This window comes from Enterobacter cloacae complex sp. IR5450, assembly GCF_049238665.1.
In the GTDB taxonomy this organism is placed as follows: Bacteria; Pseudomonadota; Gammaproteobacteria; order Enterobacterales; family Enterobacteriaceae; genus Enterobacter; species Enterobacter hormaechei_C.
Genome location: NZ_JBMKIC010000036.1, coordinates 1 through 13,172, shown reverse-complemented (window position 1 = coordinate 13,172; position 13,172 = coordinate 1). Strand labels below are relative to the sequence as shown.

The following is a 13,172-nucleotide window of genomic DNA, read 5'->3' as shown; positions in this document are numbered from 1 at the left end:
ATGAGCATGCATAAATTAACACCCTACGATCCAGCCAACGCACTGGTGGATGACGAGGAAATCGCTGTGTTTATGGCTGATGCATTAGAGACGGGTGACTCAGCGTACATTGCTAAAGCGCTGGGCGTCATCGCCCGAGCGAAAGGGATGTCGACCATTTCCCTGCAAACGGGCCTGTCACGAGAACAACTGTATCGATCATTCAGTGATAAGGGGAACCCAACGCTCAAAACCACGCTGGCGGTCATGAAAGCATTGGGCCTTGGGTTAACAATCAAACCCTCTGGGGATTAATACTCATCCCGCTCGTCATCTTCATCCGGTTGCTCCATCACGCTGTACGCCACCGCGCAGAACAACGAGTTGAGACGTTTCATATCGCCCAGCAGCCCCAGATGGAGCGAGCTGGTTTCGATACTCTGCACGTTCTGCTGATGCAGACGCTCAACGTGGGCGTGCGAGTAGCGGCGATTAAGGATGCGGAAACGATGCTTGTTGCGGCGCAGGCGGCGCGCGCTCGGCACGTCGCTGGAGAAGAAGACCGACATCGCCAGCTTCAGGTTGCTGACCAGCTGTTCGTGCAGCGCTTCCAGCTCCTTCAGCCCTTCCACAGAAAACGCCCGACGTGCTGCCAGGGATTTGTCCGCGATTTCACTGCCCATACGCTCGACAATATCCGAAGCCTGCTCCAGGTTAAGCGACATCTCAATGATTTCCGCCCAGCGGCGGGATTCCTCTTCCGCCAGCTCGTCCTGGGGGATCCGCGCCAGATAGAGCTTGATGGCGGTATACAGCACGTTGATATCGTCCGCCAGCCTGCGCAGCTCTTTTTCTTCGCGCGGCTCGCCGTGCATCACCTTTTGCAACCCTTCCAGCATGGTTTCCATCGCGTCACCCATGCGCAGCGTTTCGCGGGCGGCATTGGCGATGGCCAGCGCGGGCGTGTCCAGCACAGAGGTGTCCAGATGCTTCGGTTTAAGGCGCGCGTCCAGCTCCGGTTCATCACGAATTAGCCGCTCGCAGAAGCGGGCCATCGGCGCGGCAAACGGCACCATCGCCAGGCAGCGCACCAGGTTGTAGAAGACGTGGAAGTAAATCACCAGCTCCGCTTTCGGCAGAGAGAGATTGTCCATCAGGTTCGCCAGCGGGTGCACAAACGGAAGAATGATCAGGCTACCCACCAGCTTGAAGAGCAAACTCCCCAGCGCCACCCGGCGGGCGGCAGCGTTGGCGGCGCTGTTGTTGAGCATCGCCAGCAGGCCAGAGCCGAGGTTGGCACCGATCACCAGGCACAGCGCCACCGGGAAGGAAATGCCCCCTGCGGCGGTTAAGGTCGCCGTCAGCAGGACCGCTGCCAGGCTGGAGTAGCTGACGATGGCAAATACCGCGCCGATCAGCGCATCCAGCATAATATCGCCGGTTAACGAGGCGAAGATGACCTGTACACCGTTGGCCTGGGTGATCGGCGTGACAGCCTGCACAATCAACTCCAGCGCCAGCAGGATCAGCCCGAGGCCAATACCGACGCGGCCAAGCTGCCCGGCACGGCTTTGCTTACGGCCGAGGAAGAAAATGACGCCGATAAAAATCAGCAGCGGCGACAGCCAGGAGAGATCGAACGTCAGGATACGCGCCATCAGCGCGGTACCGACGTCGGCGCCCAGGACAATCACCAGCGCCGGGGCGAGCGCCACCAGATCCTGCGCCACGAACGAGGTGACGAGCATGGTGGTGGCGTTGCTGCTTTGCACCAGCGCCGTGACGCCAATACCCGCACAGAAGGCGAGCGGCTTCTTCTCAACGCTGCCGCTGAGAACGGTACGTAAACGTGCGCCAAACACACGCATCACGCCGGTACGAACGATATGGGTGCCCCATACCAGCAGTGCGACTGCGGAGAGCAGGTGTAACAACGTCAACACGGTAGGCATTCCTCCTTATCGTTATTCGTTTTCCTGAGGTTCAGTATAAGGGTTTAAACGTAAGAAAGAGACAAGGCACCATAGCGGTGCCCTGTTTGTTGTAAGGAAAAGTGACGTTAGTCTGCGTCGTAGCCTAAATTCGGCGCCAGCCAGCGTTCCACCTCTGACACGCTCATGCCTTTACGCAGAGCGTAATCCTCAATCTGATCGCGCTGAAGCTGTGCCACGGCGAAGTACTTGCTGTCCGGATGGCTGAAGTACCAGCCGGAAACGGACGCGCCCGGCCACATGGCAAATGACTCGGTGAGCTTCATGCCCGTATGCGCTTCTACGTCCAGCAGTTTCCAGATAGTGCCCTTCTCGGTATGTTCCGGACACGCCGGATACCCCGGTGCCGGACGAATGCCCTGGTAGTTTTCGCGGATCAGCTCCTCGTTGCTGAGGTTCTCATTCGCCGCGTAGCCCCAGTGCACCTTACGTACGCGCTCGTGCAGATACTCGGCAAAGGCTTCCGCCAGGCGATCGGCAATCGCTTTCACCATGATTTTGTTGTAATCATCGTGCTGCGCGTCGTACGCATCCGCCAGCGCGTCTTCTTCCAGACCGCCGGTTACGGCAAAGGCGCCGATATAGTCGGCTTTACCGGAGAGTTTCGGTGCGACGAAATCCGCCAGGCAGTAGTTGGCAAAGCCCACTTTCTCGGTTTGCTGGCGCAGATGGTGGCTCACGGCCAGCACATGGGTGCGGGTTTCATCGCGGTAGATTTCCACGTCGTCGCCCACGCGGTTCGCCGGGAACAGCCCCACCACGCCGCGCGGGTTGAGGGCTTTCTCTGCGCTCAGCCTGTCGAGCATGTCGTTAGCATCTTTAAACAGGCGCTTCGCCTCTTCGCCCACCACCTCATCTTCAAGAATGCGCGGATATTTGCCCGCCAGCGACCAGGTCATGAAGAACGGCGTCCAGTCGATGTAGTTACGCAGCGTTTCGATGCTGGCCGTCACGTCCTGCACGCCCAGACGGTGTGCGACCGGCGGCGTATAGCTGGACCAGTCGAACGCCAGATCGTTTTCGCGCGCCGCCTGAAGCGAAACCGGCGGCGTGCGCGGTTTCTTACGTCCATGCTGAATGCGGACGGTTTCATACTCTTTGCGGGTGCGGGCGACAAAGTCATCGCGCTGGGTGTCAGACAGCAGCGCGGAGACCACGCCCACGGTGCGCGAGGCGTTTTGGACATACACCGTCGGCCCACTGTAGTTCTGCTCGATTTTCACCGCCGTGTGGGCTTTCGAGGTGGTTGCCCCGCCAATCAGCAGTGGAATGGTGAAGCCCTGGCGCTCCATCTCTTTTGCCACGTTGACCATTTCGTCCAGCGACGGCGTAATCAGCCCGGAAAGACCAATCAGATCCGCATTCACCTCACGCGCGGTCCTGAGGATTTTATCCGCCGGGACCATCACGCCAAGATCGATAATTTCGTAGTTATTACACTGCAACACCACGCCAACGATGTTTTTGCCGATGTCGTGTACGTCGCCCTTCACGGTGGCGATGACCATTTTACCGTTACTGGAGCCCTTCTCTTTGCTGGCTTCGATAAAGGGTTCCAGATACGCCACGGCCTGTTTCATGACGCGGGCGGATTTCACCACCTGCGGCAGGAACATTTTGCCCTCGCCGAACAGATCGCCGACCACGTTCATGCCGTCCATCAGCGGCCCTTCGATCACTTCAATCGGACGGGCGGCCTGCTGACGCGCTTCCTCAGTATCCTCCTCGATAAACTCGGTAATGCCTTTTACAAGCGAGTATTCCAGACGCTTATTCACATCCCAGGAGCGCCATTCGGCCTGTTGAACGTTGGCTGATTCGTCAGATTTACTGCCGCGGTATTTTTCCGCCAGATCCAGCATGCGTTCGGTGGCGTCGTCACGACGATTGAGGATCACGTCTTCTACGGCGTCGCGCAGCTCGGCTGGCAGATCGTCGTAAATTGCCAGCTGGCCGGCGTTGACGATCCCCATGTCCATCCCGTTGCGGATGGCGTAGTAGAGGAATACGGCGTGGATCGCCTCACGCACCGGGTCGTTGCCGCGGAACGAGAACGACACGTTTGACACGCCGCCGGAGATCAGCGCATGCGGTAGCTCGCGTTTAATGTCTTCACACGCGCCGATAAAGTCCTGGGCGTAGTTGTTGTGCTCTTCGATGCCGGTCGCGACGGCGAAGATGTTCGGGTCGAAGATGATGTCTTCCGGCGGGAAGCCCACTTCTTCGGTCAAAATTTTGTACGCGCGGCGGCAAATCTCAATCTTGCGCTCGCGGGTATCGGCCTGGCCCACTTCATCGAAGGCCATCACCACCACGGCGGCCCCGTAGCGACGCACCAGCTTCGCGTGGTGGATAAAGGTATCGACCCCCTCTTTCATCGAGATGGAGTTAACGATGCCTTTGCCCTGAATGCACTTCAGCCCTTTTTCGATGACGTCCCATTTGGAGGAGTCAATCATGATCGGCACGCGGGCGATATCCGGCTCACCGGCAATCAGGTTGAGGAAACGCACCATCGCCGCTTCGGCGTCAAGCATCCCCTCGTCCATGTTGATATCGATAATTTGCGCGCCGCTTTCCACCTGCTGGCGGGCAACGTCCAGCGCTTCGCTGTACTTCTCTTCTTTGATCAGGCGCTTGAACTTCGCAGAACCGGTAACGTTAGTACGTTCACCCACGTTCACAAACAGGCTGTCGTCGCCGATGGTCAACGGCTCCAGGCCGGACAGACGACAGGCTACCGGAAGTTCGGGTAGCTTGCGCGGTGGAAGCCCGGCGACGGCGCGGCTCATGGCGGCGATATGCTCAGGCGTGGTGCCGCAGCAGCCGCCGACGATGTTGAGGAAGCCAGATTCGGCCCACTCGCGGATTTGCGCCGCCATGGTGTCGGCATCCAGATCGTACTCACCGAACGCGTTCGGCAGACCGGCGTTCGGGTGGGCGGTGACGTAGCACTCTGCGATGCGCGAAAGCTCCTGCACGTACTGGCGCAGCTCGTCCGGCCCCAGCGCGCAGTTCAGGCCGAAGCAGAGCGCTTCGGCATGGCGCAGAGAGTTATAAAACGCTTCGGTTGTCTGGCCGGAAAGCGTGCGCCCCGAGGCATCGGTGATGGTACCGGAAATCATGATCGGCAGGTCGACGCCCAGCGCCTCGAACTCCTCTTTCACCGCGTAAACCGCGGCCTTGGCGTTGAGAGTGTCGAATACCGTTTCAATCAGGATCAGATCGGAACCGCCTTCCACCAGCGCTCTGGTCGATTCACGGTAGGCAACAACCAGCTGGTCAAAGGTGATATTACGAAACGCCGGGTCGTTGACGTCCGGTGAAATCGACGCGGTGCGGTTGGTTGGGCCAAGCACCCCGGCAACGTAGCGCGGCTTGTCCGGCGTGCGGGCCGTCCACTCGTCGGCGCAGGCGCGCGCAAGCTTTGCGGCTTCAAAGTTGATCTCCGCCGACAGGGATTCCATCTGGTAATCCGCCATGGCGATGGTTGTCGAGTTAAAGGTGTTGGTTTCAACGATATCCGCACCCGCTTCGAAGTAGGCGTTGTGGATATCCTTGATCACGGACGGCTTGCTGAGCACCAGCAGGTCGTTGTTCCCTTTCAGGTCACAAGGCCAGTCGGCAAAGCGCTCGCCGCGGAAATCGTCTTCGCTCAGGCGATAACCCTGGATCATGGTGCCCATGCCGCCGTCCAGCACCAGAATTCGTTCATTTAACTGCGCACGCAGTTGCTCTACTTTGCTGCTCACACTTGCTCCCGACAACGCTCAACAAGGCCAAAAGGCTGCGTTCCATACTGGCACAATCTCGCAGGGTGGAAAAGTCGCTCAGCGGTAACATGAGACATGTTCACTATTACTCCTCCGATCAGTCAGGATAACGGTTGCAAATTCACCAAATAAAACGAAAATGATTTCCACGATACAGAAAAAGGAGATCGTCATGGTCGCGACCGTTCCCGCTAAACGCGGCAGAAAACCTGCTGCCACCACCGCTGCCGCACAACAGGGTGGACAGGTTCAATCGCTCACGCGCGGTCTGAAGCTGCTGGAGTGGATAGCCGAGTCGCACAGCAGCGTGGCCCTGACGGAGCTGGCCCAGCAGGCTGGCCTGCCGAACTCCACGACGCACCGCCTGCTGACCACCATGCAGCAGCTGGGCTTTGTCCGCCAGGTAGGCGAGCTGGGGCACTGGGCGGTGGGCGCGCATGCGTTTATCGTGGGCAGCAGCTTCCTGCAGAGCCGTAACCTGCTGGCGATTGTGCACCCGATTCTGCGCAAGCTGATGGAGGAGTCCGGCGAGACAGTAAACCTGGCCGTACTGGATCAGAGCGATCACCAGGCGATTATTATCGACCAGGTGCAGTGTACGCAGCTGATGCGCATGTCCGCACCGATTGGCGGCAAGCTGCCGATGCACGCCTCTGGCGCAGGGAAAGCGTTTCTCTCGCAGCTGAGCGAAGAGCAGGTAACGGGGCTGCTGCACCGTAAAGGGCTGCACGCCTATACCCACGCCACGCTGGTGTCGCCCGTACATCTGAAAGAAGATCTGGCTCTAACCCGCAAGCGCGGCTATTCGTTTGATGACGAAGAACATGCCCTCGGGCTGCGCTGCCTCGCGTCCTGCATTTTTGACGAGCACCGCGAGCCGTTTGCCGCCATCTCCATCTCCGGGCCGATTTCACGCATGACCGACGACCGCGTCACCGAGCTGGGCGCGATGGTGATTAAGGCCGCGAAAGAGGTGACGCTGGCGTATGGTGGGATTCGTTAAACGTGCATTGCCGCCTGATGCCCTCACCCCGGCCCTCTCCCACAGGGAGAGGGAGAAAAGCGGATGCAAAACCGCTGCTTGCGGCGGTAAGCGTAGACATCTTCCACGTGTCCGTTTTTGATCCGCGTTTGCAGCCCGCGCCAGTAGCTGGCGCGGAACAGATCGGCATGCATCTCTTCGAATAGCGGCCCGATGCGCGGGTCGGCACACAGCCAGTGGCGAAACTCCTCCGGAAACACATCGCCCGGCGATACGCTGTACCACGGCTCGCTGGAAAGCTCATCTTCCGGATAGCGCGGCGGCGGGATATCGCGGAAGTTCACCTCGGTCATGTAGCAAATTTCATCGTAATCGTAGAACACCACCCGCCCGTGACGGGTGACGCCGAAGTTTTTAAACAGCATGTCGCCGGGGAAAATATTGGCGGCGGCGAGCTGGCGAATCGCATTGCCGTACTCTTCAATGGCGTCTCGTAAAGCCTGGCCTTCGGACTGCTCCAGCCAGATATTTAACGGCACCATCCGGCGTTCGATATAGAGATGGCTAATCGCAATCTTATCGCCAAGATCGGTAATTTTCGTCGGCGTTTCCTGCATTAGCAGCGACATCAGCGACGGATCGATCTGCTGCTTATCCAGCACAAAGTTTTCAAACTCCTGGGTATCGGCCATTCGCCCGACACGATCGTGCTCTTTAACCAGCTGATAGCAGGCGCGAACGTGCGCGGCGCTCATCTCCTTCTGCGGGGCGAATTTATCCTTAATCACCTTAAACACGCGGTCGAAGCCCGGCAGTGTGAAAACCAGCATCACCATGCCGCGGATCCCCGGCGCTTCGATAAACTGCTCATCAGCCGTGGTGACATAACGCAGGTATTCCCGATAACTTTCCGTTTTGGCATGCTTCTGACAGCCAATCGCCATGTACAGCTCGGCGGTGGTTTTGCCCGGCAGGATCTCGCGCAGCCACTCCACCAGGGCGGCAGGCAGTGGGGCATAGACCATGAAATAGGAACGGGCGAAGCCAAATACGATACTGGCCTCAGCGCTGGTAGTCAGGCAGGTATCGACAAACAGTTGGCCGTCGTCGGTACGGTGAATGGGCAGCAGAAACGGCACGATGGCTGTCGGCGTAACCAGTTTGCCCACCAGCCAGGCGGCCTTATTCCGGTAGAAAAGCTCGTTGGCAACCTGCAAATGGCTGCGGCTGAGCACCTCCTCGCCGAAGGTTTCATTGAGATACGCATGGATATAGCCGATATCCCGGGGTTTATTCTCCCACGGCAGGCGCAGCGGCAAATCCGTTAAGACGCGGTGCAGGAGCTTTTCCCAGCCGCGATCGGGAAAGAAATCTTTCGCCAGCGGACGCGGAATGGTACGGAAGCGGCGCTCCGGCTGGGAGCTGAAGATAAATAACCGCTCAGGAGATAATGAGCGGTGGTCAAATAACCGGCAATAGACGGAGTTGAAAAAGCTCTCCGCAATCTCGAAGCGCGGGTAGTCGGGTAACAGATGGGTGTAATGCTCTTTCACGCGCAGTAAAAAATCCGCATCCGGGCTTTTACCGTCGGTGATACAGCGCAGTTGCTCCACCACCAGACCTACATGGTGATCATAAAGATGGATACGCTGCTTCATGGCCTGCTGAACCGCATGCCAGTCGGCGTGCTCAAAACGCTGTTGCGCGCCGGAGGTGACTTCCAGAAAGCGGCCATATTGGGCATCGAAGCCCTGCAAAATAGTTTGGGCAATCAGTAATTCCAGACCACGCGACATATATTCCCCCTCACCCCAACCCTCTCCCCGAGGGGGGAGAGGGGGAAAAGATTAGAACTGTGCTTCTTCCGTTGAGCCCGTTAATGCCGTGACGGAGGAGGCCCCGCCCTGAATAATCGTGGTCACATTATCGAAGTAGCCGGTTCCCACTTCCTGCTGGTGCGAAACGAAGGTATATCCCTCTTTGCCTGCCGCAAATTCTGGCTGCTGCACCTTCTCAACATAGTGCTTCATGCCTTCGCCCTGCGCGTAGGCGTGCGCCAGGTCGAACATGTTGAACCACATGCTGTGGATACCCGCCAGGGTGATGAACTGGTACTTGTAGCCCATATCCGACAGCTGCTGCTGGAAGCTGGCGATGGTGGTATCGTCCAGATTCTTTTGCCAGTTGAAGGACGGCGAACAGTTATAGGCCAGCAGCTTGCCCGGATACTTCGCATGAATCGCATCGGCAAAACGCTTCGCCAGCGCCAGATCCGGCGTGGAGGTTTCACACCAGACCAGGTCAGCGTAAGGGGCATAGGCCAGACCGCGGCTGATGGCCTGTTCGATACCGGCATGCGTGCGATAGAACCCCTCGCTGGTGCGCTCGCCGGTAATAAATTCGCTGTCGTACGGATCGCAGTCAGAGGTGATCAGGTCCGCCGCATCAGCATCGGTACGGGCAATCACCAGCGTCGGCACGCCGAGCACGTCAGCAGCCAGACGCGCGGCAACCAGCTTTTGGATCGCTTCCTGGGTTGGTACCAGCACTTTCCCGCCCATATGCCCGCACTTCTTGACCGACGCCAGTTGATCTTCAAAGTGAACGGCCGCTGCACCGGCCTCAATCATGGATTTCATCAGCTCAAAGGCGTTCAGCACGCCGCCGAAACCGGCTTCCGCATCGGCGACGATCGGCAGGAAATAGTCTATAAAACGCGGATCGTGGGGTTCGATACCCGCGGCCCACTGGATCTGATCCGCACGGCGGAAGGTATTGTTGATCCGATCCACCACTGACGGCACCGAGTTCGCCGGATAAAGAGATTGATCCGGATACATGCTGGAGGCAAGGTTAGCATCCGCCGCGACCTGCCAGCCGGAAAGATAGATAGCTTCAATGCCGGCCTTCGCCTGCTGCAATGCCTGACCGCCAGTCAGTGCGCCGAGGCTGTTGATATAGCCTTTTTTAGACCCCCCGTGCAGCAGATCCCACATTTTCGCCGCGCCGTTCTGCGCCAGCGTACACTCCGGATTAACCGAGCCGCGTAACTTCACCACTTCCTCTGCGCTGTACGGACGGCGAATGCCTTCCCAGCGCGGTTGGGTCCACTCTTTTTGTAACTCTTCGATCTGTTGGGTACGGGTTTTCATGTGCAGATGCTCCATATTGTTATGTGGTGAATTACGCCAGGAAGCGGTAGCCCGGCAGGGTCAGGAAGTCGATTAAGTCATCAGAGGTGGTGATTTGTTCCATCAGACGTGCAGCATCGTCAAAACGCCCACTGCTGAAGCGGTGCTCGCCCAGTTCGTCCTGGATGACCCGCATCTCTTCGGCCAGCATCTGACGGAACAGGGCTTTGGTTACCGGTTTGCCGTTGCTGAGCGTTTTTTGATGATGGATCCACTGCCAGATGGAGGTACGTGAAATTTCCGCCGTGGCGGCATCTTCCATCAGGCCGTAAATCGGCACGCAGCCGTTGCCGGAGATCCATGCCTCGATGTACTGCACGGCGACGCGAATATTGGCGCGCATGCCCTCTTCCGTACGCTCGCCCGCACACGGCGCGAGCAACTGTTCTTCTGCGATGGGCGCATCGTCTTCACGGGTGACAAACAGCTGGTTTTTGTTGTCGCCGAGTACGCGGTTAAAGACCTCCATCGCCGTGTCGGCCAGACCAGGATGGGCAATCCACGTCCCGTCGTGGCCGTTACGGGCTTCCAGCTCTTTATCGGCTTTCACCTTGTTGAGCACCTGGTTGTTACGCTCAGCATCTTTGCTCGGGATAAAGGCCGCCATGCCGCCCATCGCAAAGGCGCCGCGTTTGTGGCAGGTCTTAATCAGCAGGCGCGAGTAGGCGCTGAGGAACGGTTTATCCATAGTGACAACCTGACGATCCGGCAATACCCGGTCGGCATGGTTTTTCAGCGTCTTGATGTAGCTGAAGATGTAATCCCAACGGCCGCAGTTCAGGCCCACAATATGGTCACGCAGCGCATGGAGGATCTCATGCATCTGGAATACGGCAGGCAGGGTTTCAATCAGCAGCGTGGCCTTAATGGTGCCGCGCGGCAGGCTGAAGCGGTCTTCTGCGTAGCTGAAAACTTCACTCCACCACGCCGCTTCCTGCCAGGACTGGGTTTTCGGCAGATAGAAATAGGGGCCGCTGCCTTTCGCCAGCAGGTTCTTATGGTTGTGGAAGAAGTACAGCGCAAAGTCGAACAGGCTGCCCGGAATCGCTTCTCCGCGCCAGGTGACGTGTTTTTCTGGCAAATGCAGACCGCGTACGCGACAGATCAGCACCGCCGGATTCGGTTTGAGCTGGTAAATTTTACCGGCTTCGTTGGTATAGCTGATGGTGCCATTGACGGCGTCGCGCAGGTTGATCTGCCCGTCGATAACTTTCTGCCAGTCCGGTGCCAGCGAGTCTTCAAAATCGGCCATAAAGACTTTGACGTTGGCATTCATGGCGTTGATCACCATTTTGCGCTCTACCGGGCCGGTGATCTCTACGCGACGATCCTGTAAATCTTCAGGGATTCCGCGGATTTTCCAATCACCATGACGAATGGAAGCAGTTTCCGAAATAAATCCTGGCAACTTGCCGTTATCGATCCCCTGCTGTTGGTGAATGCGCGCCGCCAGCAGTTTATTACGCTGTGGCGTAAAGCGAGTCACCAGTTCAGTCAGAAACTCTACCGCTTCTGCCGTCAAAACTTGCTGTTCTTGCTCACCATTCGGCTGGGTAAAGGTCAGTTCATCGACCGTTGTTGCCTGTTGAGTCATCGTTCTGCTCCTCATCAAAGATCCAAAATCACGCCCCCGATGCGAGCGAAAGATCGTTGTGTAGTTTTCGCTCAGCAGAATTAAGACTATCTATAAATTTTCCAAAATCAAAAACAATTTCCATTTTAATTTTAATTGCAACGCAACTTCATGATTAATATAGAGTTAAAGTTTCATGGTATGTTGAACAGGATTTCGGAAATAAAAAAGGCACCCGAAGGTGCCTGATCTGAATAGCTGAAACGCTTTAGGATCGTTTAATGCAGACGATTACTCCAGCGTCGGATTCATGTGGCGAAGATCGTACGGCGTAATCTGGTAGACGTAATAGTTGAGCCAGTTGGTAAACAGCAAATTTCCATGACTACGCCAGGTTGCCCGGGGCGTGTTTTGTGGATCGTTTTTCGGGAAATAGTTGTACGGGACATCCGGATTCAGACCCGCTTCAACGTCACGAAAATACTCTGCCGCGAGGGTATGCGGATCGTACTCAGGATGGCCGGTAACGAACGCGATGCGTTTGTCTTTACTGGCGAACAGGTAGGCATCGCCGTCTTCCGTTTCGGCCAGGATTTCCAGGTCGGTATAATCGCGGATCAGCTGTGCCGGAAAATCGGCGTAGCGAGAATGCGGGGCCAGGAAAGTGTCATCGAAACCACGCGTCAGCAGCGCATGCGGGTGAAGAATGTGGTGTTCGTATACGCCAGAAAGTTTGTCGCTGCGGGTTTGCTTGGGAATGCCATAGAGGATATTCAGTGCGGCCTGTACCGCCCAACAGACAAATAAGGTGGACGTGACGTGATCTTTTGCCCACTCCAGCACCTGCCTGATCTGTGGCCAGTAGGCAACGTCATTAAATTCCACCAGACCCAGCGGTGCGCCGGTGACGATCAGCCCATCGAAATTCTCATCGCGAATATCTTCAAAATTACAGTAGAAGTTATTCAGATGCTCAGCAGGCGTGTTGCGTGACTCACGCGCGTCAATGCGCAGCAGCTGGATATCAACCTGAAGCGGAGAGTTGGAGAGCAAACGCAGGAACTGGTTCTCTGTTTCGATCTTCTTTGGCATCAAATTAAGGATCAGCACCTTCAGCGGGCGAATTTCCTGACCAGAAGCACGCGAAGTTGTCATTACGAAGACATTCTCTTCACGCAAGAAATTGACGGCTGGTAGCTCGTCCTGCACCCGAATCGGCATAACCTTAAATCCTCACAGCATACGTATAAACGTTTAGACATCCAGACAGCTAACGATACCCAGAAACGGGGTTAATGTCGAGCCTGCAAGCATAAGGTGAGAAAGTTTCAAGGAGGGGACGGTGCGGTTTGATGCCCTCACCCCGGCCCTCTCCCACAGGGAGAGGGAGAAAAACAAAAGCAAAAAACCCCGCACCTTACGGTACGGGGTTTCTTTAATTGATGCCTGGCAGTTCCCTACTCTCACATGGGGAGACCCCACACTACCATCGGCGCTACGGCGTTTCACTTCTGAGTTCGGCATGGGGTCAGGTGGGACCACCGCGCTAAAGCCGCCAGGCAAATTCTGTTTAATCTGTATCAGGCTGAAAATCGTGTCTGTCTCTTCGCCAAAACACCTTCGGCGTTGTAAGGTTAAGCCTCACGGTTCATTAGTATCGGTTAGCTCAACGCATCGCTGCGC

At 56.9% G+C, this 13,172-nt stretch carries 8 protein-coding genes and 1 rRNA gene; 2 read left to right on the top strand and 7 right to left on the bottom strand.

The window, feature by feature from the left end:
- Positions 1-6 precede the first annotated feature (6 nt).
- The gene (locus ACOTYB_RS20830; protein ID WP_032610152.1) at positions 7-294 is read left to right on the top strand and encodes an addiction module antidote protein; all 288 of its coding nucleotides are present in this window, start codon (positions 7-9) and stop codon (positions 292-294) included.
- Here the strand turns inward: ACOTYB_RS20830 and ACOTYB_RS20825 are convergent.
- Together ACOTYB_RS20825 and metH are read right to left on the bottom strand one after the other, a co-directional pair.
- The gene (locus ACOTYB_RS20825; RefSeq protein ID WP_409249024.1) at positions 291-1,922 is read right to left on the bottom strand and encodes a Na/Pi cotransporter family protein; all 1,632 of its coding nucleotides are present in this window, start codon (positions 1,920-1,922) and stop codon (positions 291-293) included. The two genes, ACOTYB_RS20830 and ACOTYB_RS20825, sit on opposite strands and share 4 nt — an antisense overlap.
- Positions 1,923-2,038: 116 nt before the next feature.
- Positions 2,039-5,722: a methionine synthase gene (gene metH, locus ACOTYB_RS20820; protein WP_220153500.1), complete on the bottom strand. Its 3,684-nt coding sequence runs from the start codon at positions 5,720-5,722 to the stop codon at positions 2,039-2,041.
- A 193-nt stretch (positions 5,723-5,915) separates the two neighbouring features.
- Between metH and iclR the strand changes: the two genes are divergently transcribed.
- On the top strand, positions 5,916-6,746 hold the full coding sequence (gene iclR, locus ACOTYB_RS20815; RefSeq protein ID WP_045343493.1) for a glyoxylate bypass operon transcriptional repressor IclR: 831 nt from the start codon (positions 5,916-5,918) through the stop codon (positions 6,744-6,746).
- 23 nt (positions 6,747-6,769) lie between these two features.
- Here iclR and aceK read toward each other — a convergent pair whose 3' ends face one another.
- The 5 genes from aceK to rrf form a co-directional block, all read right to left on the bottom strand.
- A complete protein-coding gene (aceK, locus tag ACOTYB_RS20810) occupies positions 6,770-8,521 on the bottom strand; it encodes a bifunctional isocitrate dehydrogenase kinase/phosphatase (RefSeq protein WP_220153499.1) in 1,752 nt (583 codons plus the stop codon).
- A 51-nt stretch (positions 8,522-8,572) separates the two neighbouring features.
- On the bottom strand, positions 8,573-9,877 hold the full coding sequence (gene aceA / locus ACOTYB_RS20805) for an isocitrate lyase (protein WP_023295753.1): 1,305 nt from the start codon (positions 9,875-9,877) through the stop codon (positions 8,573-8,575).
- 31 nt (positions 9,878-9,908) lie between these two features.
- Complete coding sequence (gene aceB / locus ACOTYB_RS20800; protein WP_045331332.1) at positions 9,909-11,510, bottom strand: malate synthase A; 1,602 nt, start codon at positions 11,508-11,510, stop codon at positions 9,909-9,911.
- A gap of 270 nt (positions 11,511-11,780) precedes the next feature.
- Positions 11,781-12,710: a homoserine O-acetyltransferase MetA gene (metA, locus tag ACOTYB_RS20795; RefSeq protein ID WP_003860360.1), complete on the bottom strand. Its 930-nt coding sequence runs from the start codon at positions 12,708-12,710 to the stop codon at positions 11,781-11,783.
- Between the two features lie 223 nt (positions 12,711-12,933).
- Positions 12,934-13,049: ribosomal RNA gene (rrf, locus tag ACOTYB_RS20790) — 5S ribosomal RNA — on the bottom strand.
- Between the last annotated feature and the right edge of the window lie 123 nt (positions 13,050-13,172).